Annotated in this window: 26 protein-coding genes; 15 read left to right on the top strand and 11 right to left on the bottom strand. The window is 68.2% G+C overall.

The window, feature by feature from the left end; translation table 11 throughout:
• Positions 1-20: 20 nt before the first annotated feature.
• The 3 genes from pdxH (at position 21) to PKE75_RS09005 (ending at position 3863) form a co-directional block, all read left to right on the top strand.
• Positions 21-620 (top strand): pyridoxamine 5'-phosphate oxidase, encoded by a 600-nt coding sequence (pdxH, locus tag PKE75_RS09015; protein WP_271168376.1) that lies wholly within the window; start codon positions 21-23, stop codon positions 618-620.
• Between the two features lie 19 nt (positions 621-639).
• Complete coding sequence (locus PKE75_RS09010; protein ID WP_271168375.1) at positions 640-1542, top strand: SDR family NAD(P)-dependent oxidoreductase; 903 nt, start codon at positions 640-642, stop codon at positions 1540-1542.
• Positions 1543-2444: 902 nt separating this feature from the next.
• Positions 2445-3863, top strand: coding sequence for a calcium-binding protein (locus PKE75_RS09005; protein ID WP_271168374.1), 1419 nt, complete (start codon positions 2445-2447; stop codon positions 3861-3863).
• A gap of 187 nt (positions 3864-4050) precedes the next feature.
• Here the strand turns inward: PKE75_RS09005 and PKE75_RS09000 are convergent, their stop codons facing one another.
• The 4 genes from PKE75_RS09000 to PKE75_RS08985 all read right to left on the bottom strand — a co-directional run bounded on the left by PKE75_RS09000 (position 4051) and on the right by PKE75_RS08985 (position 8190).
• On the bottom strand, positions 4051-5022 hold the full coding sequence (locus PKE75_RS09000; protein WP_271168373.1) for a magnesium transporter CorA family protein: 972 nt from the start codon (positions 5020-5022) through the stop codon (positions 4051-4053).
• Between the two features lie 102 nt (positions 5023-5124).
• On the bottom strand, positions 5125-5373 hold the full coding sequence (locus PKE75_RS08995; RefSeq protein ID WP_271168372.1) for an exodeoxyribonuclease VII small subunit: 249 nt from the start codon (positions 5371-5373) through the stop codon (positions 5125-5127).
• Positions 5374-5420: 47 nt separating this feature from the next.
• Complete coding sequence (locus PKE75_RS08990; RefSeq protein ID WP_271168371.1) at positions 5421-6347, bottom strand: histone deacetylase family protein; 927 nt, start codon at positions 6345-6347, stop codon at positions 5421-5423.
• 64 nt (positions 6348-6411) lie between these two features.
• Complete coding sequence (locus PKE75_RS08985; protein WP_271168370.1) at positions 6412-8190, bottom strand: acyl-CoA dehydrogenase family protein; 1779 nt, start codon at positions 8188-8190, stop codon at positions 6412-6414.
• A gap of 171 nt (positions 8191-8361) precedes the next feature.
• Between PKE75_RS08985 and PKE75_RS08980 the strand changes: the two genes are divergently transcribed.
• Entirely contained in the window at positions 8362-9276 is a 915-nt protein-coding gene (locus PKE75_RS08980) for an L-threonylcarbamoyladenylate synthase (RefSeq protein ID WP_271168369.1), read from the top strand.
• A gap of 13 nt (positions 9277-9289) precedes the next feature.
• Here the strand turns inward: PKE75_RS08980 and PKE75_RS08975 are convergent, their stop codons facing one another.
• Positions 9290-10033, bottom strand: coding sequence for a TylF/MycF/NovP-related O-methyltransferase (locus PKE75_RS08975; protein WP_271168368.1), 744 nt, complete (start codon positions 10031-10033; stop codon positions 9290-9292).
• A 126-nt stretch (positions 10034-10159) separates the two neighbouring features.
• On the opposite strand from PKE75_RS08975, the gene PKE75_RS08970 reads away from it, so the two are divergent.
• Together PKE75_RS08970 and PKE75_RS08965 are read left to right on the top strand one after the other, a co-directional pair.
• Complete coding sequence (locus PKE75_RS08970) at positions 10160-11590, top strand: FAD-binding oxidoreductase (RefSeq protein ID WP_271168367.1); 1431 nt, start codon at positions 10160-10162, stop codon at positions 11588-11590.
• Positions 11591-11636: 46 nt separating this feature from the next.
• A complete protein-coding gene (locus PKE75_RS08965; RefSeq protein WP_271168366.1) occupies positions 11637-11909 on the top strand; it encodes a hypothetical protein in 273 nt (90 codons plus the stop codon).
• Between the two features lie 15 nt (positions 11910-11924).
• On the opposite strand, the gene PKE75_RS08960 is transcribed toward PKE75_RS08965, so the two are convergent.
• Positions 11925-12707 (bottom strand): SOS response-associated peptidase, encoded by a 783-nt coding sequence (locus PKE75_RS08960; RefSeq protein ID WP_271168365.1) that lies wholly within the window; start codon positions 12705-12707, stop codon positions 11925-11927.
• A gap of 35 nt (positions 12708-12742) precedes the next feature.
• On the opposite strand from PKE75_RS08960, the gene PKE75_RS08955 reads away from it, so the two are divergent.
• From PKE75_RS08955 to PKE75_RS08945, 3 genes are all read left to right on the top strand, one after another.
• Positions 12743-13186 carry an NUDIX hydrolase gene (locus tag PKE75_RS08955; protein WP_271168364.1) on the top strand — a complete coding sequence of 148 codons (444 nt, stop codon included), beginning with the start codon at positions 12743-12745 and terminating at the stop codon, positions 13184-13186.
• Positions 13183-13650 carry a TIGR02301 family protein gene (locus PKE75_RS08950; RefSeq protein ID WP_271168363.1) on the top strand — a complete coding sequence of 156 codons (468 nt, stop codon included), beginning with the start codon at positions 13183-13185 and terminating at the stop codon, positions 13648-13650. The genes PKE75_RS08955 and PKE75_RS08950 overlap by 4 nt, the downstream gene beginning before the upstream one ends.
• A 105-nt stretch (positions 13651-13755) precedes the next feature.
• Positions 13756-14007, top strand: coding sequence for a hypothetical protein (locus tag PKE75_RS08945; RefSeq protein WP_271168362.1), 252 nt, complete (start codon positions 13756-13758; stop codon positions 14005-14007).
• Between the two features lie 10 nt (positions 14008-14017).
• On the opposite strand, the gene PKE75_RS08940 is transcribed toward PKE75_RS08945, so the two are convergent.
• Together PKE75_RS08940 and PKE75_RS08935 are read right to left on the bottom strand one after the other, a co-directional pair.
• Positions 14018-14650: a LysE family translocator gene (locus PKE75_RS08940; RefSeq protein WP_271168361.1), complete on the bottom strand. Its 633-nt coding sequence runs from the start codon at positions 14648-14650 to the stop codon at positions 14018-14020.
• A gap of 109 nt (positions 14651-14759) precedes the next feature.
• Positions 14760-16091 (bottom strand): dihydroorotase, encoded by a 1332-nt coding sequence (locus tag PKE75_RS08935; RefSeq protein WP_271168360.1) that lies wholly within the window; start codon positions 16089-16091, stop codon positions 14760-14762.
• Between the two features lie 92 nt (positions 16092-16183).
• Here PKE75_RS08935 and ygfZ point away from each other — a divergent pair, with 92 nt between their 5' ends.
• Both ygfZ and PKE75_RS08925 read left to right on the top strand, forming a co-directional pair.
• The gene (gene ygfZ / locus PKE75_RS08930) at positions 16184-17047 is read left to right on the top strand and encodes a CAF17-like 4Fe-4S cluster assembly/insertion protein YgfZ (RefSeq protein WP_271168359.1); all 864 of its coding nucleotides are present in this window, start codon (positions 16184-16186) and stop codon (positions 17045-17047) included.
• Positions 17044-17646: a DNA-3-methyladenine glycosylase I gene (locus PKE75_RS08925; protein ID WP_271168358.1), complete on the top strand. Its 603-nt coding sequence runs from the start codon at positions 17044-17046 to the stop codon at positions 17644-17646. Before ygfZ ends, PKE75_RS08925 begins: the two co-directional genes overlap by 4 nt.
• A gap of 142 nt (positions 17647-17788) precedes the next feature.
• On the opposite strand, the gene PKE75_RS08920 is transcribed toward PKE75_RS08925, so the two are convergent.
• Positions 17789-19114, bottom strand: coding sequence for a dicarboxylate/amino acid:cation symporter (locus PKE75_RS08920; RefSeq protein WP_271168357.1), 1326 nt, complete (start codon positions 19112-19114; stop codon positions 17789-17791).
• 148 nt (positions 19115-19262) lie between these two features.
• Here PKE75_RS08920 and PKE75_RS08915 point away from each other — a divergent pair, with 148 nt between their 5' ends.
• The 4 genes from PKE75_RS08915 to PKE75_RS08900 all read left to right on the top strand — a co-directional run bounded on the left by PKE75_RS08915 (position 19263) and on the right by PKE75_RS08900 (position 22377).
• Entirely contained in the window at positions 19263-19889 is a 627-nt protein-coding gene (locus PKE75_RS08915) for an HD family hydrolase (RefSeq protein ID WP_271168356.1), read from the top strand.
• A 25-nt stretch (positions 19890-19914) separates the two neighbouring features.
• Complete coding sequence (locus PKE75_RS08910) at positions 19915-20424, top strand: tyrosine phosphatase family protein (protein WP_271168355.1); 510 nt, start codon at positions 19915-19917, stop codon at positions 20422-20424.
• Positions 20421-21389 carry an NUDIX hydrolase gene (locus PKE75_RS08905; protein ID WP_271168354.1) on the top strand — a complete coding sequence of 323 codons (969 nt, stop codon included), beginning with the start codon at positions 20421-20423 and terminating at the stop codon, positions 21387-21389. Before PKE75_RS08910 ends, PKE75_RS08905 begins: the two co-directional genes overlap by 4 nt.
• 94 nt (positions 21390-21483) lie before the next feature.
• Positions 21484-22377: a LysR family transcriptional regulator gene (locus PKE75_RS08900; RefSeq protein ID WP_271168353.1), complete on the top strand. Its 894-nt coding sequence runs from the start codon at positions 21484-21486 to the stop codon at positions 22375-22377.
• Between the two features lie 115 nt (positions 22378-22492).
• Here PKE75_RS08900 and PKE75_RS08895 read toward each other — a convergent pair whose 3' ends face one another.
• Both PKE75_RS08895 and PKE75_RS08890 read right to left on the bottom strand, forming a co-directional pair.
• Positions 22493-24094, bottom strand: a complete 1602-nt coding sequence (locus PKE75_RS08895) for a peptide chain release factor 3 (RefSeq protein WP_271168352.1) — start codon at positions 24092-24094, stop codon at positions 22493-22495.
• A 117-nt stretch (positions 24095-24211) separates the two neighbouring features.
• On the bottom strand, positions 24212-25195 hold the full coding sequence (locus PKE75_RS08890; protein ID WP_271168351.1) for an aliphatic sulfonate ABC transporter substrate-binding protein: 984 nt from the start codon (positions 25193-25195) through the stop codon (positions 24212-24214).
• Between the last annotated feature and the right edge of the window lie 15 nt (positions 25196-25210).

Genomic DNA, 25210 nt, shown 5'->3' with positions numbered 1-25210 from the left:
GAGAACGGCAGGAGCAGTTAATGCCGGGTGACTTTCACGAAGCCCACGACCCTTTCCCTGTGTTCGAGCAATGGCTCGAGGAGGCGCGCGCCTCCGAACTGAACGACCCCAACGCCATGGCGCTCGCGACCGTCGATTCGGAAGGTCTGCCCGACGTCCGCATGGTCCTGATGAACGGGTACGACAGGCGCGGACTGGTCTTCTACACCAACCGAGGCAGCGCCAAGGGCGTGGAGCTTGCAGCGCAGCCGAAGGCTGCTGGACTGTTCCACTGGAAGTCGCTGCGGCGGCAGGTGCGGGTGCGTGGAACCGTCGAAACGGTCGACGACGCCGAGGCCGACGCCTACTACGCGACGCGGCCCCGGCTCAGCCGCATCGGGGCGTGGGCCTCGAGGCAATCGACGCCGCTTGCAAACCGAGCCGCTCTCGAACAGGCGGTGGCTGAGCGGGACAAGCAGTTCGAGGGCGTCGAGCCGCCGCGCCCGGCATGGTGGACGGGCTTCCGCATCGTACCCATCTCGATCGAGTTCTGGCTCGACATGCCCTACCGTCTGCACGACCGCGCGCTGTTCAGCCGCGACGGCGACGGCGGCTGGAGCCGGGTCAGACTTTATCCGTGAACCGTTCAGGACCAGCCCGATGAACAGCGACGACCCCAAGGCTGGAACAGCGCCCGCGACGTGCCCGATGTCCGGCGCCCGCGCCGGCGGTCCGATGCCCTCCGGCAGCGCGACCCCTGCTATGACGACCGGCGCCATCTCGAAGCCCGCCCCTGCGGCGGCGGCCCGCGTCCGGTCCTCCGGCTCCAACGAGCCCCGCAAGACGCTGTTGCTGACCGGCGCCAGTCGTGGGATCGGACACGCCACGGTGAAGCGGTTCTCCGCAGCGGGCTGGCGGGTCATCACCTGCTCGCGCCACGCCTTTCCCGAGGAATGCCCCTGGGGCGCGGGTCCCGAAGACCATATCCAGGTCGACCTCGCTGACACCGACAACACGATGTCGGCGATCGCCGACATCCGCGAACGGCTCGAGGGCGGGTCGCTTCAGGCGCTGGTCAACAACGCCGGCATCTCGCCCAAGGGACACGGGGGCGAACGGCTCGGAGCGCTCGACACCGCTCTCGAAGACTGGAAAACCGTCTTCCAGGTGAACTTCTTCGCCCCGATCATGCTGGCGCGCGGCCTGTCGGAGGAGCTGACCGCGGCCCGCGGCTCGATCGTCAACGTGACCTCGATCGCCGGCGGCCGCGTCCATCCGTTCGCGGGCGCCGCCTACGCCACCTCGAAGGCGGCGCTGGTCGCGCTGACCCGCGAGATGGCGGCCGACTTCGGCCCGCTCGGGGTGCGCGTCAACGCCATCGCGCCGGGCGAGATCGACACCGCGATCCTGTCGCCGGGCACCGAGAAGCTGGTCTCGCAGATCCCGCTCCGCCGGCTCGGCACGCCGGACGAGGTGGCGAAGACCATCTACTTCCTTTGTACGGAGGCGTCGTCCTACGTCACCGGCGCCGAGATCCATATCAACGGCGGTCAGCACGTCTGAAGGCGCAGCCCTCGGCCGGCGCGTTCCATGCCGGGGGCCGAAGCGTACAAGCCTCCAGCCGCGTCACATGCAACGCGCCGTCGGCGCGCTGCTTTCCGACCGCAACGGCGGCGCAGCCTCGACCTCGCGGACCGTCCGGGGCGCGGCGCAGAGAACCAAGCGACATCTCCGACGCGAATTATCATCGTCCGACACCGCCGGCGATTTCCGCTTGGCGGCCGGCCCCTGGCGCCCGCCGCTACGGGGCGCGCCGGATCACGGATCGCCCTCCGGCGCGCAGCGATACTGTCAACGCTGCGCTTTTTGACGCCAAAAGGCTCAAACAGGCCGATGGGCCTCTTGGAGGCGACCGCCGCCCCCGTTAATCTCCCGCTCAGGTTGCGTTTTTCGATGACAGAGCGAGGAGCGCTACAGTGCCGACCGTCAGCCAAAGCGTGGCCGTGAGCGACGACGACGTATCCGCTTTCACTCTGGCGGACGGGGAGACGCTCGACCTGTCAAGCTCCGCGACGCTGTACGCCGCCGGAGGCGGAAACGCCTACGGAATAGACGTGGCGGGACATTCCAGGCTGAACATATCGGGGCACGTCTTCTCCCGCCAAAGCTATGGCGTTTATGCGAGCACCGGAAACAACGATATCTTCGTCAACACGGACGCCACCATTTATGGCGCTTTCAGCGCGTTGAGAATCGACGGTTCCGGTTCAAACATTACAAACAACGGCTATGTGTCGGCATATGGGCACACGGTAGCCTTCACAGGAGAGAGCGATTACGTTCGGAACAACGGAACGTTGTCGGCGGCGTTTGGGTCCGGACTATACTTCCAGTCGACAACGTCGACAGGAGTCCTTGATAATCTCGGATTGATCGACGCGGCCCATCAGTTTGGCGTTCGGTCATTGGGATCGCTGAACGCCTATAACTTCGAAACCGGAACGATCCAGGCGGCGACCGGCGTCGACGTGGCGACGTCGCTCTCACTGACGAACCTAGGATCAATCACCGGCCTGACGAGTTTCGGCGTTTCGGGCGGCGTCAGCGTCGACACGATCACCAACACCGGTGAGATTCAAGGCGGAGCCGGCGTCGCCGTGGATATGGACGCGGGCGCCGACCTCTATGACGGTCGCGGCGGCGCTCTCGTCGGCTCGGTGCTCGGCGGCGCCGGAGAGGACACGCTCTACGGCGGCGCGGGCGCGGAGACGCTCGACGGCGGGGCGGACAACGACACGCTCAACGGCGGCGGCGGCAAGGACCACCTGACGGGCGGAGCCGGTGCAGACCTTTACGTCGTCGACAATACGGGCGACGTGGTCGACGAGGCCGGCGGCGCTGGCGTCGATCTGGTCCAGTCCTCGACGGTCACGATCGATTTCGCCGACGGCGGCAATTATCTCGGCGACATCGAGAACGCGACGCTGACAGGAAGCGCCTCGCTCAACATCCGCGGAAACGACCTCGCGAACGTCCTCACCGGCAATTCGGGCGCGAACCGGCTGAACGGCGCGATCGGCGCCGATACGATGCAGGGCGGCTCAGGCGCGGACACCTATACGGTCGACGACCCCGGCGACAGGGTGATCGAGGCGAACGTCGCGGGCGTCGACACGGTGAACAGCTCCGTCACCTTCTCGCTGGCGGGCCAGTATGTCGAGAACCTGACCCTGACCGGGAACGCCGACATAGACGGCGCGGGCAACTCTCTGGACAACGTTCTGACCGGCAATGCCGGCGTGAACGTCCTGAAGGGCGGCAAGGGCGACGACGACTATTATATCCAGACGTTTGGCGACCACGTCACCGAGAAGAATGGTCAGGGCGACGACCGGGTCGTCGCTACAGTCACTTATTCGCTCTCCGGCGAGTACATCGAGCGTCTGCGGCTGTCCGGCGACGATAATATCAACGGAAGCGGCAATTCGCTAAACAACCTCATCGCCGGGAACGCGCACGACAATATCATCGACGGCCTCACCGGGTCTGACCAATTGGCGGGCGGCGCCGGCCACGACCTCTTTCGTTTTTCGACCGCGCTAGGCCCGTCCAACGTTGACGTCATCACAGATTTCGTAGCGACAGATGACGAAATCTCGTTGTGGCACACCCCCTTTCCCACGCTGCCTTACGGCTATCTGTCGGCCGACGGCTTCTATGCGGGCACGGCCGCCCATGACGCTTCCGACCGCATCATCTACAACAAGGCGAGCGGGGCGTTGTTGTTCGACGAGGACGGCACGGGCTCGATCAAGGCCGTGCAGTTCGCCACGCTCGCAAACCACGCAACGATCAGCGCGGCGGATTTTTTCCTCGACGATTAGGAGCGCCTGGAGAGCCACTCTGCGATCGTGGCTGCTGATCGCGCGTCCGACGCCGCGCCTGTCAGCGTGAAGCCAGGCAAGCGGTGCGCGCGGAGACAACACACCGGACGGGCTATGGGACCGGCCGATGTCCGCCGGCGGCGATCCGGCCTCTGCCCGCGACTGAGCGCAGAGCCTATGAGAGAATTTACAGCCAGCGGCGCCATTTGAAGAAGAGGTATGGAACGACCGCGCTCACGATCATCAGCCCGAGCGCGAACGGATAGCCGTGAGACCATTTGAGCTCCGGCATCACCTCGAAATTCATGCCGTAGATCGATGCGACGAGCGTCGGCGGCAGGAAAACGACAGCCATCACCGAGAACAGCTTGACGATGTCGTTCTGTGCAATGCCCACCATCCCGAGCATGGCGTCGAGCAGGAAGGTGATCTTGTCGTTCAGGAAACTCGCGTGCTCGGTAAGCGATTCCGCGTCCCGCTGCATCGTCCGAAGCTGCGATTTGACCTCCTTGGACGGCTTCTGGCCTTCGATCTCGGCCGACAGATAAAGAAAGACGCGGTGGAGCGTCACGAGGCTTTCCCTGGCTTTCGAAGCGATCTCACCCTTGCGGCCGATCATCTTCAGAAGCTCCTGGTAGGGCTTGCGGTAGGCCTGCGCGCCAGCCCTCTGGAAGATGATCTGCGAGAGCTCGTCGACATCGGTCCCGACGTGTTCGAGGATGTCGGCGAGCCGGTCGACGACGGCGTCCAGCAGGCCGGTCAGCACGCCCTCCGGCGTCCGCTCGCCGGCGTCCTCCTTGCAGGCGCGGGAGGCGAACAGCGCGAACGGTTTCGGATCGTCGTAGCGGACGGTGACGAGCGCCCTCGGCGAAATGATGAAGGTCACCGGGCTCAGCTTCGGCGCGGCGGTCTCGACGCGGCAGAGCAACGATGCGGTCATGTATTTCGCGCCGCGCTCCACATAGAGCCTGCTCGACGGCTCGATCTCGACCATCTCGTCGCGAGTGGGCACGCTAGCCCCGATCGTCGACTCCACGAGCCGATCCTCTTCAGGAGTCGGCTCGAAGAGGTCGATCCAGACGGCGTCGTCGGGCAGACGCCCGGAGGAGACGTCTATCTGCATCAGGGCGCCGCCGCGGGCCGCATAGACGATGATCATGGCGACGCCGCTCCGCCCGCGAGAACCCGGGATGGCGGCGGTATCATGCCGCCATCAGCCGCGCCAGAGCGCGACGAACGGGAGAGAAGGTCGGCGCGGTTGCTACTCAGGGTCGAGCGGCCGAACGCCGGTCGCCGCCCCGTCGGCCCCGACCGTGATCGTCTCCACCCGCGCTTCGGCGCGCCTCAGCAGTTCGTCGCAGCGGGCCTTCAACATCTCGCCTCGACGATAGATCTCGATCGATTCCTCGAGCGGCGCCTGCCCCTGCTCGAGCCGTGCGACGATCTTCTCGAGCTCCGCGAGCGCGACTTCGAAGGTCAGGGTCGAAACGTCCGCGGGCGCATCCGTCATGAGCGCTGATCCTTCCTCTTCGGCGAGGACGCCTTTGTGACGGAGCATCATGCGCCCATCAAGGCGCGGACATGCGCGGTGGTCGATTCAGCGAGGCCGCGCAGGTCGTAGCCGCCTTCGAGCACCGAGACGACCCGGCCGCCGGCGGTTTCGTCCGCGACGTCGATCAGCGCCCGCGTCATCCAGGCGTAATCGCCGCCCTTGAGAAGCAGACCGCCCAACGGATCGCGCTCATGCGCGTCGAAGCCGGCGGAGATGATGAGGAGATCGGGCGAGAAGGTCTTCAGCGCCGGCAGGATGAGGTCCTCGAACGCCTCGTGGAACTTCGCGCCGCCATCGCCTCCCCGCATCGGCGCGTTGACGACGTTGCCGCAGCCGGTCTCCGAGCGCGCGCCGGTGCCGGGAAACAGCGGCATCTGGTGGGTGGAGGCGTAGAACAGCGACGGATCGTCCCAGACCAGCGCCTGCGTGCCGTTGCCGTGATGGACGTCGAAGTCGACGATCGCAACGCGCTCGGCGCCGTGCGTCCTCTGTGCATGGCGGGCTGCGACGACCGCATTGTTGAAGAAACAGAAGCCCATCGCGGTCGTGGCCTCGGCGTGGTGCCCGGGCGGCCGCATGCCGCAGAACGCGTTCCGCGCCTGGCCGGCCATCACCTCGTCCACTGCAAGCGTCACGCCGCCGAGCGCTCTCAGCAGCGCCTCCCAGGTGCCGGGACTCATGGTGGTGTCGCCGTCGATCATCACCATGCCCTCGCGCGGACGGGTATGATCGAGCGCTTCGACGAAGGACTCGGGGTGGGCGAGCGTCGCGACGCTCGCTTCCGCGAGCGGGGCCTGGACGCGGATGAGCGGCTGGAAGACCTCGGCCTCCAAAGCCTGTTCGACCGCGCGCATGCGCTCGGGGCGCTCAGGGTGCCCCTGCGGCACGATGTGGCCCGCGAAGGCGGGATGCGTGACGTAGAGCGTGCTCATTGGCCCTCCCAGATTTTCATTCTGGCATACCAGCTCCAGCCGCAACGCGCACCGTCGCGAGCGTCTACAGGGCGAGCGCCGCGTCCACGCTCTCGCCGACCAGCGAGCCGGCGCCGCCCGCCACCGCTTCCGCCAGCCCGCCGGCTTCGATCACAAGGTTTTCCGCAAAGAAGCGGGCGAGCGCGACGGGCTTCGCCAAAGCGCCCCCCGCCTCGTTGCGTCTCAGAGCCGCCAGCGCGTCCTCGGCGAGCGCGGCGCCGCCCGCAGCCAGACCGAAGAGCCTGAGATAGGGCGCAGCGCCGGCGAGGATCTCCTGCTGCGTGCGTCCTGGCGATGCGACCCATGAGGTGGCGCGGTCGAGCGCGTCGATCGCCTCATCCAGCCGCGCTCCGGTCGCGCCGAGCGCCGGCGCGCCGAGGTCGGCCACGCTCTGCACCGTGCGTCGGAGGTCCGTGATCAGCCCGGAGACGGTTTCGCCCTTCGACTGGGGAAGCTTGCGCGTCACGAGGTCGATCGCCTGCACGCCGTTCGTGCCCTCGTAGATCGGCGCGATGCGGGCGTCCCGGAGATGCTGAGCGGCGCCCGTCTCCTCGACATAGCCCATTCCGCCATACACCTGGACGCCGAGAGACGCCGCCGCGCAGCCGACATCCGTGCCGAACGCCTTCGCGATCGGAATCAGCAGGCTGGCGCGCTCATGCGCCGCCTTTCGCGCCGCATCATCGGGGGAGAACCGCGACCGGTCGATCTCGACGGCCGCGCGGTGGCAGATTCCGCGGGCCGCCGACGTCAGCGCGCGCATGGTGAGCAGCATCCTCCTCACATCGGGATGCACGACGATCGGGCTCGGGGAGACGTCGCCCGCTCTGCCTTGCCGACGGTCGTGGGCGTAGGCGAGCGCGCCTTGCGTCGCCCGTTCGGCGACCGCCACGCCCTGCAGGCCGACGGCGAGCCGGGCGTTGTTCATCATCGTGAACATGCAGGCGAGCCCGCGATGCTCCTCGCCGATCAGATAGCCGACCGCGCCGTCGCCCTCGCCGAACACCATCGTGCATGTCGGGCTGCCGTGAATGCCGAGCTTCTCCTCGATCCCGGCGCAGACGACGTCGTTGCGGGCGCCGAGCGCGCCGTCGTCGGCGACATGCCGCTTCGGCACGAGAAATAGCGAGACGCCGCGCGTGCCCTCCGGCGCGTCTGGCAGACGCGCGAGCACAAGGTGGAGAATATTCTCCGCCATGTCGTGCTCGCCATAGGTGATGAAGATCTTCTGGCCTCGGATCCGGTAGGACCCGTCTCCCGCCCGCTCGGCCTTCGAACGCAGCAGCGCGAGGTCGGAGCCGGCCTGCGGCTCCGTCAGGTTCATAGTCGCGGTCCACTCGCCGGAGACAAGCCTGGGCAGGTAGCGATGCTGGAGCTCGGGCGATCCGTGCCGCTCCAGACATTCGATGGCCCCCTGGCTGAGCAGCGGGCAGAGGCCGAAGGCCATCGACCCCTGCGCCCAGAGCTCGCTGGTCGCGGCCCAGACCGCGGTCGGCAACCCCTGCCCGCCGAACGCCTCATCGGCGAGCACGCCGTTCCAGCCGGCCTCCGCCCAGCGGCGATAGGCGTCGCGCCAACCGGTCGCAGTCGCGACTTCGCCGCCCGAGAAGGTCGCGCCCTCGCGGTCGCCGACGCGGTTGAGCGGCCCGATCACATCGGTGGCGAAGGCGCCCGCCTGCTCGACGATCGCCGCCATCGTGTCCGCGTCGAGATCGCCGTAAAGCCCCTCATCCAGGGCGGCCGCCAGTCCGCCGGCGTGAGACAGCGTGAGCAGCATGTCGGCGACCGGCGCGCGATAGCTCATGTCGGATACTCTCCCTCACTCGCTTGACGCCGCGGCCTGGCGCCCGTCAATGCCGCTCACCGCTGTTTTTCCCAAATGCAGGACGGTTCGGTGTCCGCCAAAGCAAAAAGCGCGTCGTCGCCGCGCCCCACCCTTCATCTAGGGCCCGGAGACGCTGCGACCGCCGGCGCGATGCTCGCCGACGGAAGGCTGGTCGCCTTCCCGACAGAAACGGTTTACGGGCTCGGCGCGGACGCGACCTGCCCTACGGCGGTGGCCGCGCTCTACGCCGCGAAGGGCCGGCCGTCGTTCAACCCGCTGATAGCCCATGTCGTGTCGCTGGACGCGGCACGCGCCATCGGCCGCTTCGATGAGACCGCCCTCCAGCTCGGCCAAACGTTCTGGCCGGGCCCGCTGACAATCGTCGTTCCCATGATCGACGCCTGCCCGGTCTGCGACCTCGCGCGCGCGGGGCTCGACACCGTCGCGATCCGCGTGCCCCGCCATCCCGTCGCGCAGGCGCTTCTCGCCGCCGCCGGTCGCCCGATCGTCGCCCCCTCCGCCAACCGCTCTGGACGCGTCAGCCCGACGACCCCGGCCCATGTGGTTTCCGACCTGGACGGCCGGATCGACGCGGTGGTCGACGGCGGACCCACGCATGTAGGGCTGGAATCCACCATCATCGCCTGTCTCGGAGGGGCTCCCCGGCTGCTGAGGCCAGGCGCCCTGCCTCGCGCCGACATCGAAGCGGCGATCGGCCGGCAGCTCGAGGAGCCGATGAATGATTCCGGGGCGCCGGTCGCGCCGGGGCGCCTCGCCTCGCATTACGCGCCGGCGGCGATGCTCCGGCTCGACGCGGCGGCGCCGGAAGACGGCGAGGCTTATCTCGACTTTGGACCGGACAGCGGCGACGCGCGGGGGGTCGCCGCGGCCTACGAGACGCTGAGCGCCTCCGGCGACCTCGAGGAGGCGGCCGCCCGCCTGTTCGCAGCCCTCAGAACTCTGGATGCGACAGGCGTGGACCGCATCGCGGTCGCGCCGATTCCGGACCAAGGCCTCGGCGAAGCCATCCGCGACCGGCTGGTGCGCGCGGCCGCGCCGCGGTGACGCCGAGCGCTCGTCAGCCGGGCTTGAAGACCAGCGCCTGCACCGTCGGCAGCTCGATCAGGCGGCCCCGGCCGTCCGCGAAGAATTCGTCGAAGGCGCGCTTGGCGCCGGGGCATTTGCGCGAGCCATAGTCGTCGCAAACCACGACGCCGCCCGGCGCGATGCGGGGCCAGAAGAATTCCAGAGCATCCTTCGTCGGCTGGTAGAGATCGACGTCGACATGCAGCAGCGCGAATGAGCGGTCGGCGACCTCCGGGAATCGCGTAGGAATCCAGCCCTTGAAGAACAGCATGTTGTCGAAGCCGGCGAGGTTCTGCCGGACGCGATCCTCGGGAACGCCAAGATCGGACGGTCCCCAATACGCCTTGCCGGACTCCTGCACGAAGTCCTCGGCCTGCGGCTCCGACAGGCCTTCGAAGCTGTCGAAAAGACAGTAGGTTCGCCCCGGCGCTTCATCCGCGGTCAGCATGAAGGCTGTGCTCTTGCCAAAGCGCAGGCCGCATTCGGCCACATCGCCGGGCACGTTGCGCAGGCCGCGGACAACGTTCTGCAGCACGAAGCACCGCTCGTCCGGGATGCCTTTGATGCCGCGGGAGAGCGCCGATTGAAAATAGTCGCGCTTCCGCCATTCGGGCGGCCGGGTCTTCTTGCGCTGCAGGCCGAGAGCGTCCAGCGCGCGTGCGCTCAGGCTGCGCGTGAGCCGCCTGGACGATGATTTCGCCTTGCGATCGCCGGTGAGTTGGTCGTTCAGGGCCATGTCGCTCGAGCCTCCCGCTCAAGATCGCGACCTAGATCGAGCGTGTGCGTGGAAGTCAAGAAAGCCGCGAACGGCTCCCGCCTGACGTGACGCCGCGGCCCAAAGTTGTTCTAGGATGGCGGAGCCATGACCGCTCCGATGTCCCCAGAAATCGTCAGCCGTTTCGCGGCGCTCGTCGCGCCGCGGGACCTGCTCGACGCCGAAGAGTCGGCTCCGCTGCTCGTCGAGCCGCGCGGGCTCTATCATGGGCGCGCCGGCCTCGTGATCCGTCCGCGCTCGACGGAAGAGGTCGCCGCGATCGTTCGGCTCGCGGCGGAGACCGGAACGCCGGTCGTGCCGCAGGGGGGAAACACGGGACTCGTCGGCGGCCAGACGCCAGACGGCAGCGGCTCGGCGCTCGTGCTCTCGACCTCGCGTCTCAATCGCATCCGCGAGGTCGACGCCGACGAGAACCTGATGATCGTCGAGGCGGGCGTCACGCTCGCGGCGGCGCAGGACGCCGCGCGAAACGCGGACAGGCTGTTCCCTCTCAGCCTGGGCTCGGAGGGCAGCTGCACGGTCGGCGGCAACATCGCGACCAACGCCGGCGGGGTGGGCGTGCTCGCCTACGGCGCCATGCGCGACCTCGTGCTCGGGGTCGAGGCCGTGCTGCCCGACGGGCGGATCTGGAGCGGACTGCGCCGGCTCCGCAAGGACAACACGGGTTACGACCTCAAGCACCTGTTCATCGGCTCCGAAGGCACGCTTGGTATCGTGACCGCGGCGGTGCTGAAGCTGTTTCCCGCGCCTCGGGAGGTCGCGACCGCATTCGTGGGGCTTGCGTCTCCCGACGCCGCGCTGGCGCTTTTCCGGCTGGTCCGGGCGCGCGCGGGAAGCGCGCTGACAGGCTGCGAGCTGATCCCGCGTATCGGGATCGACCTCACCCTCAAGCACTTGGCGGGCGCGCGCGATCCGCTCGGCGAAGCCCATCCCTGGTACGTGCTGATCGAGCTCTCCTCCCCGCTACAGACCGGCCTTGCAACCACACTTGAAACCGAGCTCGGCGAAGCGTTTGAGAGCGGCGTCATTCGCGACGCTGCGATCGCCGCCTCGGTCGAGCAGACCGAAGCGTTCTGGCGGATCCGGATGGGGATGTCGGAGACCCAGGGGCGGGAGGGCGGCTCGATCAAGCACGACGTCTCGGTCCCGCTTCGCCGCGTCCCCGCTTTCATCGCCGAAGCGACGGAGGCGGTCGAGCGCTTCGAGCCCGGAGCCCGCGTGGTCGCCTTCGGCCACCTCGGGGACGGCAACATCCATTTCAACGTCAGCCAGCCGCCGGGCGCCGACAAGACCGCCTATCTCGGGCGCTGGTCGGCGATGAACGAGGTCGTGCATGCGATCGTTGCAGCTCATGGCGGCTCGATCGCGGCCGAGCATGGCGTGGGACGGCTCAAGCGCGGGCTGCTCAGCGGGGTGAAATCCGAGGTGGAGCTCGACCTCATGCTGACGGTGAAACGTGCGATCGACCCCGCAGGCCTGTTCAACCCCGGCGTGCTGTTCGAAGAAACCCCGCCTTAACTACGCTTCCGGCTTGATGGACACGAATGTTTCCGGGAGCCGACCGATGACCCGACATGCAGGCCGCCTCGCGCTGCTCGCCCTTGCGGGCGTGGCCGCGCTCGGCCCCGCACGCGCGGCGGACCATATCTTGGGCAGCGAGACGGTCGCGACCTGCGCGCCGGCCGAGACGGTGACGACCAGCTTCGAGGAGCAGGTCTGCTATCTGGGCCCGTCGGGTTACGAGGCCTGCCGCTGGCTGCCGCGCCAGCATATCGTCACCATTCCCTCGACCTGCCCGAGGGACCGGGCGGTTCCCTACGGCCTCGTCAGGAAGTGATCCGTCGCCCGACGTTCAGATCAACCGGGGCTGCGTGAGTTCGACCGGCTGGTCTTGCTCGGACGCCGGCTCCTGCACCTCAGGACCGTCGTTGCTCGCCTGATTGACGCGAGCCCCGACGGCGATCGTCTCGAACACGCCCTGCGGCTCCCCGCCAAGGCAACGCATCGCGAGGCTGCCGCCGTCGACCCGCATATCGAGCCAGGCGTCCCAGTGCTCGCTCGGCAGCACCGCAGGCATCCGCTCGTGGATGGCGGCGAGATCCGCGCTGGCGGCCACCGTGAGCACTGTGAACGACCTGAGGTCGGAGTCGTCGGGCCTCCGCCAGCTCTCCCAGAGTCCAGCGAACATGAACGGCGCGCGATCGACGCGCCGGACGAGATACGGCTGCTTGAAGCGGCCGATCGTGCGCCATTCGTACCAGCCGTCCGCGGGCACGAGGCAGCGCCGCTTCTGCAGGGCGGTCCGGAAGGCCGGCTTCTGGGCGGCAGTCTCGCCGCGGGCGTTGAAAAGCAGCGGGTGGGACGACTCGTCGGTCGCGAACGCCGGGACAAGTCCCCAGCGATGCAGCGCGATCCGGCGTTCGCCGCCCTCCGTGAGCACGACCGGGGCGGACTGGCTGGGCGAGATGTTGTAGCGAGGCCTGAAATCGGCGATCGGCGTTGCGCCCAGAAGCGCTGCGAGCGCCTCGATGGACGAAGTCTGGGCGTAGCGTCCGCACATGCTGGGGCGTCCAGGGCTGGTGACGAGCGCCGCCCGGGCGGCGACGCTTCGGTGCTTGCACCGGCGCGCGTTCACGATCAAGAGGCTCTTCGCGGAACAAGAAGCATCCGATGACCCAGCAATCCGACGACCGCCTGCGTCCCGCCCGCCCGCTTCTGGCGGCGAGCGTGGCCTGTTTCCGCGACGGCGCGGTTCTGCTGGCGCGGCGCGGCCGCGCCCCGTCGAAAGGCCTCTGGTCCCTGCCGGGCGGCCTCGTCGAGATCGGCGAGACCGCGGCCGACGCCGCCGCGCGCGAGCTTTTCGAGGAAACCGGCGCGCAGGCCGAGATTTTCGACCTCGTCGACGTCGTCGAGGTCATCCGGCGCGACGCCGACGGCGCGGTCGAGCGCCACGTCGTGATTCTCGTGCATGTCGGCCGATGGACGGAAGGCGAGCCGCGGCCGGGTCCCGAGGCCGAGGAGGTCGCCTGGGTGGCGCCCGCCGACGTGGCCGCCCTCGACGTCACCGACGGCCTCGCCGAGATCGTTGCCCGTGCGGCGGAGATGGCCCTATGAACGTCCGCAGGGCGCGGATCGTTCTGGCGCGGATGGCGCTCGCGGCGGCGCTTCTCTCCTCCGCGTCGAACGGGGCCTTCTCGGCCGCGACCGACCGAAAGGCCAAGCAGGCCCCCCCGCCTCCCCCGACGGAGACCCAGAGCGAGCCTGCCATCGCTCCGCCGCCGCCCTACGAAACCCAGCTCATGCGGCTCGCCGAAGTGCTCGGCGCGCTCCACCACCTGCGCACCGTCTGCGGCGCGCCCGACGCCAACGTCTGGCGCGATCGGATGGCGGCGCTGATCGAGGCGGACGCGCCGACGCCGGAACGGCGCGACAGACTGGCCGGCGCCTTCAACGCCAGCTTCCGGACCTGGGCGAGAAGCTACCGAGCCTGCACGCCCTCCGCCGAGCTTGCGGTTCGCCGCTTCCTGGCCGAGGCGTCGAGGATCGCGGCGGACGTCAGAGTTCGTTACGGACCATGAACCGGATGATTACGGTTTTCCCCGTTTTGTTAACCCTTTCTTCCGGAATCGCTCCCGGCGCGTCTCAAAATGGCTAGGGTCGAGGTCGCGAAGGATAGGGCTGACATGACACACGACGATTCGACCGCGGAAGACGTGATCGACGGACGGCGCGCAGCTCTCGCTTACCTCGACGAGGCGTGGGAAGAGGCGCTGCTCGACGGCATCGCGCCGGATTGCGTGGCCCACGCCGCGCTGTTCGCTGCGCTGAAGGAGCTCGTGATGGCGTTTGGCGAGGAAGCGACGGCTCGCTTCGCCGAGAAGCTTCCTGCGAGCATCCGCTCCGGCGGCTACACGCTGCCGAGCCTGCCGCACTGAGGCGTCGCCGCTAGAATCCCAGCGCCACGCTCAGAAGAACGGCGAAACCGAAGACCGCCAGTCCGCCGCCGGACAGCGTGTTGATCCGCCCCAGCCAGCGCTCCGCGAGCTTCTCGCGCAGCCGGCTCGCGCCCATCGACAATCCTGTCCACCAGGCCGCGCTGCCGATCGCGACGCCGAGCGTCAACAGGGCCGCGGCGCCGAAGTCGCCCGGATTCTCGCCGATGCCCGCGAGACCTCCGAAGATCGCGAAGAAGCCGAGCAGCACTGCGGGGTTGGTGACGGTCAGCGCGAACGACGTGACCGCCGCGCGCAACAGCGAGAGCGCGGTGTCGTTTTTCGGAGCTTTGCTGAGCGAGGTCGGCGCACAGAGCAGTTTGACGCCGAACGCGACCAGCGCCGCGCCGCCCACCACTTTGATGACCGGCAGATGCCCCTGCACGAAGGTGGCGATCGCCGTCACCCCGAAAGCCGCGAGCCCGGCGAACAGCACATCGGCCGTAAAAGCTCCGGCTCCCGCCGCCATCGCCGATGTCGGGCCGTTCCGGATCGCCCGGTGGATGCACATAACGTTGGTCGGCCCGACCGGAGCGTTGACGCCGATGCCGATGATGATGCCCGTCGCAACGAGCGACACGTCCATCACGTGCGCAGTCTCCCGCCGTCCCGGCTCTCGCTGACCGCGCCGTTCCAGACCCCAAGTGGAGCCCGGGCGGACCGGGACAACCCTTGAGACGACGCGGCGACGATGCTCAAGATCCCAAGGTATCGAGGAATCTCACAGGTTCGCCTAGTCCGCCCGAGACGATCTCTCCGTCGCGCATGACGGTCTTCCCCCGAACCACCGTTGCAACCGGCCAGCCCGTCACTTCGACGCCGTCATACGGCGTCCAGCGGCTGCGGGAGCCTATCCACGCGTTCGTGATCGTCTCCCGCCGCTTCAGATCGACCAGCGTTATGTCGGCGTCGAAGCCGACCGCGAGCCGGCCTTTCCGCGCGATGCCGAAGATGCGGGCCGGGCCTGCGCTCGTCAGATCGACGAAGCGTGCGAGGCTGAGGCGGCCCTTCGCGACGTGGTCCAGCATCATCGGCACGAGGGTCTGGACGCCGGTCATGCCGGAGGGACTCTCGGGATAGGGCCTGGCCTTCTCCTCCAAGGTATGCGGCGCATGGTCGGAGCCGAGCACGTCGACCACGCCCTGCCGAAGCCCCCACCATATCCCTGCGCGATGCGCGTCGTCGCGGACCGGGGGATTCATCTGCGCGCGGGTTCCGAGGCGGGCGTAGGCGTCGGAGCCCATCGTCAGATGATGCGGCGTCGTCTCGACGGTCGCTACATCCTTGAAATCGGCGAGATAGCGCATCTCGTCCGCCGTGGAGATATGGAGCACGTGAACTTTGGCGCCGTGCTCCCGCGCGATCCCCACCAGCCGCCGCGTGCATTTCAGGGCGGCCTCGGCGTCGCGCCAGACGGGGTGGCTCGAAGGATCGCCCGGGACGCGCAGATCCTTGCGTTCGGAGAGACGCGGCTCGTCCTCCGAATGCACGGAGACCCGGCGGCGGACGCGTTTCAGGATCTCCGCGACGCCGGCGTCGTCGGAGACCAGCAGCGAACCGGTCGACGATCCCATGAAAATCTTGATGCCGGCGGCCCCCGGCAGTCGCTCGAGCTCGGCGACGTGGTTCGCGTTGTCGTGGGTGCCGCCGACGAAAAAGGCGTGGTCGCAATGCATCCGGCCCTTGGCGCGCGCGAGCTTGTCGGCGAGGGCCTCCGGCGTGACGGTGAGCGGATTGGTGTTCGGCATCTCGAACACCGCCGTGACGCCGCCGAGAACAGCGGCGCGCGAGCCCGTCTCCAGATCCTCCTTGTGGGTCGCCCCGGGCTCGCGGAAATGGACTTGCGTGTCGATAACGCCAGGCAGGAGATGAAGCCCCGGGCAATCCACCGTTTCGCCGGCGTCGGCCTGCGACAGATCGCCGATGTGCGCGATGCGTCCGCTTCGCACGCCGATGTCGGCGCGATGCTCGCCATCCTGATTGACGATGGTCCCGTTCCTGAGAATGAGGTCGAAGGTTTCGGCCATTGGGCTTCCTCGATCGAAGGATCGGCTTGAGGCGGGACGATGGGGTGGCTACCCTCGCACGAGCCTGATGGCAACACGGACGGAGAAGCCGGATGCGCGGCGCTTTTCTAGATGGACGTGGCGTTCTGCACGTCGCAGGCCCCGACGCGGGCGCTTTCCTCGACAATCTTCTGACGAGCGATGTCGCGGACCTCGCGCCCGGCCGCGCCGCCTACGCCGCCCTGCTGACGCCGCAGGGCAAGATCATCGTCGACATGATCGCCTCACGGAGCGGGGACGGCTTTCGACTCGACCTGCCCCGCCCGCTGGTCGCGGACGTCGCGCGCAGGCTCGCGCTCTACAGGCTCCGCTCCAAGGTGGAGATCGCGGACCGGAGCGACGAGTTCCGTGTTGCGGCATTGTGGGGCGACGGACTGCTGCCTCGGATCGAGGGCGACCTCGTGTCGGACCCGCGGCTTCCGGCGCTCGGAGCGCGGGCCTATCTGCCCACCGGCGCCGCGCTGCCCGAAGGTCTGTCGGGCGGTCTCGACGCATGGCGCGCCCATCGCGTCGCGCTCGGCGTGCCCTATGGCGGCCTGGACTTCGTCTATGGCGAGACCTTTCCGCACGAGGCCTGCCTCGACCAGCTCGGCGGCGTCGACTTCAAGAAAGGCTGCTACGTCGGCCAGGAGGTCGTGAGCCGTATGGAGCACCGCGGCACGGCGCGCACCCGTGTGACGCCGGTGCTGCTCGACGGGCTTCCGGCCCCCATCGGCTCAGCCGTCACCGCAGGCGAGCGAACCATAGGGCGGATGGGCTCCTCGGCCGACGGCCGCGGCCTCGCATTGCTGCGGCTCGATCGGGTCGCGGACGCGCGGGCGGCGGGCACGCCGTTGATCGCAGGCGCGGCGATGCTGACAGTCGTCAAGGCGCCGTGGGCGCGCTTCGACTTCCCCGACGAAATCCACGCCGCGTGAGCGAGGCCGCTCCGGAACATGCGGACAGCAAACGCCGTTGCCGCTGGTGCGGAGCCGACCCGCTCTACGTCGCCTACCACGACACCGACTGGGGCGTGCCCGAACGTGACCCGCGGGCGCTCTACGAGAAGCTCGTGCTCGACGGCTTTCAGGCCGGCCTCGCCTGGATCACGATCCTCAGAAAGCGCGACGCCTTCCGCGAAGCGTTCGAGGGGTTCGAGCCCGAGCGCATCGCAAGCTACGGCGAGGCCGACGTCGCGCGGCTGATGGCGAACGCCGGCATCGTCCGCTCCCGCGCCAAGATCGAAGGCGCGATCAAATCGGCCCGCGCGTTTCTCGCGATGCGCGACGATGGCGAAGACTTTTCCGCCTATCTCTGGGGCTTCGTCGATGGAAAACCGGTCGTGAACCGGTGGCGCTCGACGACGGACGCGCCGACTGCGTCGCCCATCTCCGAGGCGCTCGCCAAGGACCTGAAGCGCCGCGGATTCACGTTCTGCGGACCCGTTATCGTCTACGCCTTCATGCAGGCGGTCGGCATGGTCAACGATCACGTGACCGACTGCTACCGGCATTCCGAGGTTCAGGCGCTCTCCTGAAGCGTCCTCGGCAAGGAGGTCGGCAGGTCGGCATTTCGATGCGCTGCTCCGCCCCCGAGCCCGTCATCGATAGACCGGCTTGTGCTCCCGCGTGATGCGGCGGGAGCCCAGCCGGCGAGCGGCGCTAGCGCCTCCAGCGCCGTCAGGCCTGCGCCGCGACCCGAACCGGCTCTCGCGTCGCCTTCCTCCCGTCGAGCTCGGCATGCAGACGGGCCTCGTCGAGCGAGCCCTCCCACTTCGCCACCACGATGGTCGCGACGCCGTTGCCCACCAGGTTGGTGAGCGCGCGCGCCTCCGACATGAAGCGGTCGATGCCGAGGATCAGCGCGATCGCCACCGTCGGGATGTGCTCGACCGACTGCAGCGTCGCCGCGAGCACGATGAAGCCGGAGCCCGTGACCCCCGCCGCGCCCTTCGAGGTCAAAAGCAGGATCACGAGGATCACGATCTGCTGCCACAGCGTCTGGTCGGTGTTGGTCGCCTGGGCGAGGAAGATCGCGGCCATCGTCAGGTAGATGCAGGTGCCGTCGAGGTTGAACGAGTAGCCGGCGGGAATGACGAGGCCGACGACCGATTCCTCGGCCCCGGCGCGCTTCATCTTGTCCAGCATGCGCGGCAGCACCGACTCCGAGGAGGAGGTGCCGAGCACGATGAGAAGCTCCTCGCGGATGTAGCGGACGAACTTGAAGATCGAGAACCCGCAGAGCCAGCACACGACCCCGAGCACGCCGAAGATGAAGATCAGGCAGGTCAGGTAGAAAGAGGCCATGAGGTAGGCGAGCGGCGCAAGCGCCTGAAGCCCCTGCGAGCCGATGGTGAAGGCCATCGCGCCGAAGGCGCCGATCGGCGCGGCGCGCATGACGATGGAGACGATGCGGAAGAACACCTCCATCGTTCCGTCGATGATCGCCATCACCGGCTTGCCGCGCTCGCCCAGCGAATGCAGCGCGAAGGCGAACAGTATGGCCACGAGAAGAACCTGGATGATCTCGCCCTGCGCGAAAGCCCCGACCACCTGGTCGGGGATGATGTGCAGGAAGAAGTCGGTGACGGTCTGCCCCTTGGCGGCCGTCTGATATTTCTCCACCGAAGCGGCGTCGAGCTTGCTGGGGTCGACGTTCATCCCGGCGCCGGGCTTCAGCACGTTGACGATGACGAGTCCGATGACGAGGGCCACCGTCGTCAGCGCCTCGAAATAGATGAGCGCCTTCAGCCCGACGCGGCCGACCTTCTTCATGTCGCTCATCGAGGCGATGCCGTGAACGACGGTGAGGAAGATCACTGGCGCGATCAGCATCTTCACGAGCTTGATGAAGCCGTCGCCGAGCGGCTTCATCGCCTTGCCAAGGCCCGGATCGAACCAGCCGAGGAGGATGCCGATCGCGACCGCGATCAGAACCTGGATGTAGAGCACCTTGTACCAAGGCGTCGGGCGCGCAGCGCCCGTTTCCATCGTCGTGCTCGCCATGCGTCGTCTCCGTCCCAACGTCTTCTTACCGCGCCTGCCGCGCGTTGATCGACTTCATTAAGACGGATTCGTTAGAGCGCTCAGCTCTTTCCATCTGTGAAGTTTCGGCGGCATCCTTCGGGCAGCCATCACCACTGTCAAAGGCAAAATGGCCGACGCCACCGCTCCCGCACCATTCTCGCCCCGCAGAGCTCCAGCCAAGCCGCGGGCGTGGCAGCGGATGCTGTCGGGCAGACGACTCGACCTGCTCGATCCCTCGCCGCTCGACGTCGAGATCGAGGACATTGCGCACGGGCTGGCGCGTGTCGCGCGGTGGAACGGGCAAACCGCCGGAGACCACATCTTCTCGGTCGCCCAGCACTCGCTGCTGGTCGAAGACATTGTGGGCCGCCTCGCGCCGGCGGCCGAGCCTCGGCTTCGCCTGACGGCGCTGCTGCACGACGCCGCGGAGTACGTCGTCGGCGACATGATCAGTCCGTTCAAGGCGGTGCTCGGCGGCGACTACCGGTTGGTCGAGGCGCGCCTTATGGCGGCGGTCCATCTGCGGTTCGGCCTGCCGGCTGAGCCCGCGCTCGCCGCGGCCAAGCTGATCAAGCGCGCAGACAAGACGGCGGCGTTCCTCGAAGCCGTCCAGCTCGCCGGCTTCTCGATCGCGGAGGCGCGCGGTTTCTTCGGCCGCCCGGAAGGCGCGCCGGTCTCGTCGGAGCTGAAGCCATGGCCGGCGGTCGACGCCGAAAGCCGCTTCCTCGACCGCTTCGCCGCGCTACACCGATAGACGCGGGTTCGAGCGGAAGGACGCCATGATCGTCGTTTGCCCCATATCGAAATTGTCGGAGACGGTGGCCTCGGTCGGCGCGCGACGCGTGCTTTCGCTCGTCTCCGCAGGGACGACGGTGGAGCGGCCGGCGCCGGTCGCGCCGGTCGACCACCTTACGCTCACCTTTCACGACATCGCCGAGCCGCTCGAGGGACACGTCCACCCGTCCGAAAGCCATATCGCCGACGCGCTCGCCTTCGCCGCCTCGACCGATGGCCCGATCGTCGTGCATTGCTACGCCGGGATCAGCCGCTCGACGGCGATGGCGTTCGCGATCGCCTGCGCCCGGGACGCTGCAAGGGATGAGCGGCTCATCGCGTCGGCGCTCCGCAAAGCGAGTCGGACCGCGACGCCGAACCGGCTGATCGTGCGGCTCGCCGACGAGGCGCTCGGCCGCGAGGGCCGCATGGTCGCCGCCATCGCCGAGATCGGGCGCGGCGCCGACGCATTCGAGGGCGAGCCGTTCGCGCTCTCGTCCGCCCCGACAGGATGAGCGATCCGACCACAATCGGCATCGGCCTGACAGCCGCAGTCGTCGCGGTGCAGGGAGACGCCCCGGAAATCCTCGTGGCGCGCGCCGGCGACGGCCCGGCGGCTCTGCCGGCCGGCACGTTCGAACCCCGCCGCGACCGCACGCTCGAGATCGCGCTCCGCAGCTCGGTAGCCGCCCAGACCGCGCTCGACGTCGGCTATGTCGAGCAGCTCTATACCTTTGGCGATCGCGGGCGCGCGGCGCGGCGCGAGGACGTCGGGCCTCACATGGTCTCGATCGGCTACCTCGCGTTGACGCGGCGCCCCCGCGACGGGGCCGCGCTCGCCGCCGCCGGCGCCGCTTTCCGCCCGTGGTACGGCTTCTTCCCTTGGGAGGACTGGCGGCGCCGACGCCCCGAAGTGCTGGACGCCGCTATCCTGCCCGCGCTCGGGCGCTGGACCTCCGAGGCGCCGGAAGCTGAGACTGGCCGCGCGTTGCCGCGGCTCGCCCGCGCGCGGCTTTGCTTCGGCTTCGACGGCGCGCCGTGGGATGAGGAGAAGGTGCTCGACCGCTATGAACTGCTCTACGAAGCCGGCCTCGTCGAGGAAGCGCTGCGCGACGGCCGCCCGGCGGCACTTGCGCGCGACGCCTTGCCGAGGCTTGGCGAGCCGATGCGCGACGATCACCGCCGCATCCTGGCGACCGCGATGGGACGTCTGCGCGCGAAGCTCAAGTACCGTCCGGTCGTGTTCGAGCTGATGCCGCCGCGCTTCACGTTGACGGCCCTGCAGCAGACCGTGGAGGCGGTGGCCGGTCGCAAGCTGCACAAGCAGAACTTCCGGCGGCTGGTCGAAAGCACAGCGCTCGTTGAGCCCACGGGCGCGGCGGAGACCGCGACCGGCGGGCGTCCAGCGCAGCTCTACCGCTTCCGGAGCGAGGTGATCGAGGAGCGTCCGGCGCCCGGCCTGCGTTTCGGCCGCGGCTGAAATCCTCCGCGCCGCCCGCATGACTCCGGTTCCGGAATAAGCTACATGGCGCTTGCACGCGTGCAACGATCCTCCATCGACGAAGCCTCTCTTCATGCTCGCCTGGGACGATTTCCGACTCGTCAAAGCCATTTCGGAGCGACGTTCGCTCGCCGGCGCCGCGGATGTGCTCGGCGTCAACGCCTCGACCGTCTTTCGCCGCCTTGGCGCGCTCGAGGACCGGTTGGGCGCGCGGTTGTTCGAGCGCGGCCGCGCCGGCTACGGGTTGACGCCCGCCGGCGAGGAAATGGCCTCGATCGCCGACCGGATGGCGGACGACATCGTCGCCTTCGAGCGCCGCGTCTCCGGCCAGGATCTGGCGCCGGCGGGGGAACTTCGCGTCACTACAAACGACACGATGCTCGTCCACGCGCTGACCGACGTGCTCGCCAGCTTCCGCAAAGCCTATCCGGAGATCACCCTCGACATCGTCGTCGGCAACGCCGTGCTGAATCTCTCGAAGCGTGACGCCGACATCGCGCTGCGCGTCACCTCGTCGCCGCCGGAGACGCTGGTCGGACGGCGGCTCGCGGGGATTTTCTGGGCGGTCTATGGCGCGGAGCCGCTGAAGCCGGTCGATTCCATCGAGGAGCTCGATCACCTTCCCTGGATCGGCCCAGGCGACTTGCTCGCGCCGCTCCAGCGCTGGCTGCGCGACGTGGTGGGCGAGCACAAGCTCGTGTACCGGCTGTCGACCGTTCTCGGCATGGCCGAGGCGATCAAGGCGGGGGTGGGCGTCGGTCCCCTGCCCTGCTTCATCGGCAACCGCTTTCCGGGTCTGGTTAGGCTCTATGATCCGCCGGGCCAGCAGCCGCCCGGCTTGTGGATCCTGACGCATCCCGACCTGCGCTCCAGCGCGCGGGTCCGGGCGTTCATGGACCACGTCTCGGCGGAACTCGCCAAGCGCCGCGCGTGCTTCGAAGGCGTTCGGGAGCGGGAGCCTGCGTAAGGCTAGCCGTCCCCACCGGCCTCGGCCGTGATCATTCCAGCGTAAAATCCCGCGCAACGCGCCGTGTCCGGCCGACCCCGACCGCGCAAATTGCGCTGAGTCCAATCTCGGCCCTTCAGGCCGCGACCTTGCGCACGTCCTTGATGTCTGTGAACGCCACCTTGCTCCAGCGCTCCTGGGCGCGGGCCATCTGGAAGGCGGAGCCTGCGAGCAGCACGGGATCGCCATCGAGGTCGTCGGCCGTGCTCGCGCGGTTCGCAGCAAGGAACTCGGCGAGATCCACCTTGTTCGGAGCCGAGACCCAGCGGGCGAGCGAATACTGGCTTTGCTCGAAGCCGACATCCAGGCCGTATTCGGCTTTCAGCCGGCCCTCCATCACGTCGAGCTGCAGCGAGCCGACGACTCCGACCAGCGCCGGCGAGCCGTCGACCGGGCGAAACACCTGCACGACGCCCTCCTCCGCCATCTCCTGCAGCGCCTGCTTGAGCTTCTTCGCCTTCATCGCGTCCTCGAGCCGGACGCGGCGCAGGATTTCAGGCGCGAAGCTCGGCACGCCGAGGAAGGAAAGGTTCTCGCCGTCGGTCAGCGTGTCGCCGATGCGGAGCAGCCCGTGGTTCGGGATGCCGACGACGTCTCCGGCATAGGCCTCCTCGGCGAGCTGCCGGTCCTGTGCGAAGAAGAACTGCGGCGCGTGCAGCCCGATGGTCTTCGACGTCCGCGTCTGGAGCGCCTTCATGCCGCGCGTCAGCTTGCCCGAACAAAGCCGCACAAACGCGATGCGATCGCGGTGGTTGGGGTCCATGTTGGCCTGGACCTTGAACACGAAGGCGGTCATCCGCGGCTCGTCGGCCGCGACCGGGCGCTTGTCGCTGTCGAGCCCCTGCGGCGGGGGCGCGAGATCTGCGAGCGCATCGAGCAGGTCGCGGACGCCGAAGTTGCGCAGCGCCGAGCCAAACAGCACCGGCGTCAGATGGCCCTCCCGGAACGAGGTGAGGTCGAAAGGCTTGAGCGCTCCCTGAGCAAGCTCCAGCTCCTCGGTGACTTCGGTCAGACGATGCTCGGACACCAGCCCGCCAAGCGCCTCGAGCCCTGCGCCCGCGGGCTCGTCGCCGCCGTCGACCAGCCGGATGCGGCCGGTCTTCAGCTCGAAGGTGCCGGCGAAGTCGCGGCCGCGGCCGATCGGCCAGGTCAGCGGCGTGGCGTCCAGCGCCAGCGTCTTCTCGATCTCGTCGAGAATCTCGAACGGGTCGCGGCTCTCGCGGTCCATCTTGTTGATGAAGGTGACGATCGGGATGTCGCGGAGGCGGCAGACCTCGAACAATTTTCGCGTCCGCGCCTCGATGCCCTTGGCGGCGTCGATCACCATGACGGCGCTGTCGACCGCCGTCAGCGTCCGGTAGGTGTCTTCGGAGAAGTCCTCGTGACCCGGCGTGTCGAGCAGGTTGAAGACGCAGTTGCGGTACTCGAAGGTCATCACCGAGGTGACGACGGAAATCCCCCGCTCGCGCTCGATGGACATCCAGTCCGACCGCGTGCGCCGCCGCTCGCCCTTGGCGCGCACCTGACCGGCAAGCTGGATCGCGCCGCCGAACATCAGCAGCTTTTCCGTCAGCGTGGTCTTGCCCGCGTCGGGATGCGAGATGATGGCGAAGGTCCGCCTGCGCTCCACCTCGCGGGCGAGGTTCGTTGCGGCGGGTGCGAGGGCGGCGTCGGTCATCGGATAAGGGGTCTGGCGTGAGGAGGCGGCCCCTCGACCCAGCCATGGCCGGTATGCGGGGACCAGCGCTGGCTTACACGCGCGTCGCCCGCCCGTCACCCCGCCTCGATCGTAGCCCTATTGCGTCGACGGGCTCCAGATCGCGACGTCGGAGGCGTCCACCTTCTTCGGAAAGAGCCCTTCCGCGGCGAAGGCGTCGGCGATGTTCTGCTGTTCGGCGAGGCCGTCGCGCGTCACGAGCCCGACCTTGTAGGACCGGCGGCCATTCGCCTTCTCGACGGTGGCGGCGTCCATCGACCAGAGGCCCGACAGCTTCTCCGCGGCCTGCTTGGGATCGGCCTTCACGGCGCTGCCCGCCTCCTTGAGCTGGGCGACGATGATCCCGACGAGGTCGCCGCCGCGCTCGGCGAAGTCCTTGGTCGTCAGGTAATAGCGCTTGTAGCTCGCGAGTCCCGTTCCGTCCGCCAGGATGCGCGCGTCGGATTGCGCCTGGATGCTGGCCAGAAACGGATCCCAGATGACGACGGCGTCGACGGCGCCGCTGACGAACGCCGCTCGTCCGTCCGCGGGCGTCAGATAGGCGGGCGTGACGTCCTTGATGGTGAGCCCGGCCTTGGCGAGCGCGGCGAGCAGCAGATAGTGGCTGCCAGCGCCTTTCGTCACCGCAATCTTCTTGCCTTTCAGCTGCTCGACCGACGAGATCGGGGAATTTCCGTGGACGAGGATCGCCTGCGCCGCGGGAGACGGCGCCTCCTCCGCGACATAGACGAGCTTCGCGCCCGCCGCTTGCGCGAAAACCGGCACCGTGTCGGCGACGTCCGCGCTGAAATCGACGCCGCCGACGTTGAGCGCCTCGAGCAGCGGCAGGCCGCTCGTGAATTCGTGCCAGGAGATTTTCACCCCACGTTCGGCCAGCGCCCTTTCCAGCGAGCCGTCCGCCTTCAACAGGCTGATCAAAGTCGAAGAGCGTTGATAGCCGATACGCACCGTGGTCGGAGCGTCGGCGTTCGCCCGAAGACCAGGAACGGCGGCGGCCAGGACGACCGCACACAGCGCGAAGACCCGCCAGAAGCGGCCTGAGACAATCAAGGTTTTGCGCATGGGATCGTCTCGCGA

Source organism: Hansschlegelia plantiphila (assembly GCF_027922265.1).
Lineage (GTDB): Bacteria > Pseudomonadota > Alphaproteobacteria > Rhizobiales > Methylopilaceae > Methylopila > Methylopila plantiphila.
Note: the sequence above shows the minus strand (reverse complement) of the source record. Positions and strands in the feature narration are given on the sequence as shown.

Bases quoted from the DNA above. Each gene is read 5' to 3' on its own strand.
- PKE75_RS08935 (WP_271168360.1), bottom strand. From the start codon at position 16,091: ATGGCCGAAACCTTCGACCTCATTCTCAGGAACGGGACCATCGTCAAT.
- PKE75_RS08995 (WP_271168372.1), bottom strand. From the start codon at position 5,373: ATGACGGATGCGCCCGCGGACGTTTCGACCCTGACCTTCGAAGTCGCG.
- PKE75_RS08890 (WP_271168351.1), bottom strand. From the start codon at position 25,195: ATGCGCAAAACCTTGATTGTCTCAGGCCGCTTCTGGCGGGTCTTCGCG.
- PKE75_RS08975 (WP_271168368.1), bottom strand. From the start codon at position 10,033: ATGGCCCTGAACGACCAACTCACCGGCGATCGCAAGGCGAAATCATCG.
- PKE75_RS08915 (WP_271168356.1), top strand. From the start codon at position 19,263: ATGGCCGACGCCACCGCTCCCGCACCATTCTCGCCCCGCAGAGCTCCA.
- PKE75_RS08990 (WP_271168371.1), bottom strand. From the start codon at position 6,347: ATGAGCACGCTCTACGTCACGCATCCCGCCTTCGCGGGCCACATCGTG.
- PKE75_RS08950 (WP_271168363.1), top strand. From the start codon at position 13,183: ATGAACGTCCGCAGGGCGCGGATCGTTCTGGCGCGGATGGCGCTCGCG.
- PKE75_RS08905 (WP_271168354.1), top strand. From the start codon at position 20,421: ATGAGCGATCCGACCACAATCGGCATCGGCCTGACAGCCGCAGTCGTC.
- PKE75_RS08910 (WP_271168355.1), top strand. From the start codon at position 19,915: ATGATCGTCGTTTGCCCCATATCGAAATTGTCGGAGACGGTGGCCTCG.
- PKE75_RS08965 (WP_271168366.1), top strand. From the start codon at position 11,637: ATGACCCGACATGCAGGCCGCCTCGCGCTGCTCGCCCTTGCGGGCGTG.
- PKE75_RS08900 (WP_271168353.1), top strand. From the start codon at position 21,484: ATGCTCGCCTGGGACGATTTCCGACTCGTCAAAGCCATTTCGGAGCGA.
- pdxH (WP_271168376.1), top strand. From the start codon at position 21: ATGCCGGGTGACTTTCACGAAGCCCACGACCCTTTCCCTGTGTTCGAG.
- PKE75_RS09010 (WP_271168375.1), top strand. From the start codon at position 640: ATGAACAGCGACGACCCCAAGGCTGGAACAGCGCCCGCGACGTGCCCG.
- PKE75_RS08945 (WP_271168362.1), top strand. From the start codon at position 13,756: ATGACACACGACGATTCGACCGCGGAAGACGTGATCGACGGACGGCGC.
- ygfZ (WP_271168359.1), top strand. From the start codon at position 16,184: ATGCGCGGCGCTTTTCTAGATGGACGTGGCGTTCTGCACGTCGCAGGC.
- PKE75_RS08920 (WP_271168357.1), bottom strand. From the start codon at position 19,114: ATGGCGAGCACGACGATGGAAACGGGCGCTGCGCGCCCGACGCCTTGG.
- PKE75_RS08940 (WP_271168361.1), bottom strand. From the start codon at position 14,650: ATGGACGTGTCGCTCGTTGCGACGGGCATCATCATCGGCATCGGCGTC.
- PKE75_RS08955 (WP_271168364.1), top strand. From the start codon at position 12,743: ATGACCCAGCAATCCGACGACCGCCTGCGTCCCGCCCGCCCGCTTCTG.
- PKE75_RS08985 (WP_271168370.1), bottom strand. From the start codon at position 8,190: ATGAGCTATCGCGCGCCGGTCGCCGACATGCTGCTCACGCTGTCTCAC.
- PKE75_RS08970 (WP_271168367.1), top strand. From the start codon at position 10,160: ATGACCGCTCCGATGTCCCCAGAAATCGTCAGCCGTTTCGCGGCGCTC.
- PKE75_RS09000 (WP_271168373.1), bottom strand. From the start codon at position 5,022: ATGATCATCGTCTATGCGGCCCGCGGCGGCGCCCTGATGCAGATAGAC.
- PKE75_RS08980 (WP_271168369.1), top strand. From the start codon at position 8,362: ATGCTCGCCGACGGAAGGCTGGTCGCCTTCCCGACAGAAACGGTTTAC.
- PKE75_RS08895 (WP_271168352.1), bottom strand. From the start codon at position 24,094: ATGACCGACGCCGCCCTCGCACCCGCCGCAACGAACCTCGCCCGCGAG.